Raw genomic sequence first — 552 nt, forward strand, 5'->3', positions numbered from 1 at the left:
CGGCGGTCGAGGGGTCACTCCCCGATGGCCCCTGGCCGGCTCAGTCCCGGTCGTCGCAACGGATGCCCACGCTGCCGATATCTCCACGGCGCACCAGCTCGCGGATCGCCGCGGTCATCGCCGACACACCCGCCTCCGGCACGATCAGCTGGTCGGCGACCCAGAAATAGCTGCCGTTCGCCACTTCGCCGGTCTGCTTCCACCGTGCCAGCAGGCGGCCCACCTCAGCGACGGTGAAAATCGTCAGCGCCCACGAGGAGCCATCGGGAAGGTCAACGAACGCGTCCACGTTGGCCACCGTGTCCACGGTGTCCGCGTCGGGATCGAGCAGGAATCGCGCCACGAACGTCGACTCAGTGATGGTCGTGTACGGATCGCTGGCATCCACAACACCAATCATGTCGGACGGCTACCTCAATCTCATGTGGCGAAGCGCCGGCAGCCCTTGCGAGTACCGCCGGCTCACCGAAGACGACGACCGCCGGCTGACCGTATCGATCCGCCATAGAGACTCACTCGGTGGTCGACCTCCTGATCCGGCTCACGTTCGAT

1 protein-coding gene is annotated in these 552 nt (G+C 65.8%); it reads right to left on the reverse strand.

All coding sequences use genetic code 11. The annotated features are described in order from the left end of the window. Positions 1-40 precede the first annotated feature (40 nt). Complete coding sequence (locus DMB66_RS60685) at positions 41-388, reverse strand: hypothetical protein (RefSeq protein WP_125811696.1); 348 nt, start codon at positions 386-388, stop codon at positions 41-43. Between the last annotated feature and the right edge of the window lie 164 nt (positions 389-552).

It is taken from the genome of Actinoplanes sp. ATCC 53533 (assembly GCF_003947245.1).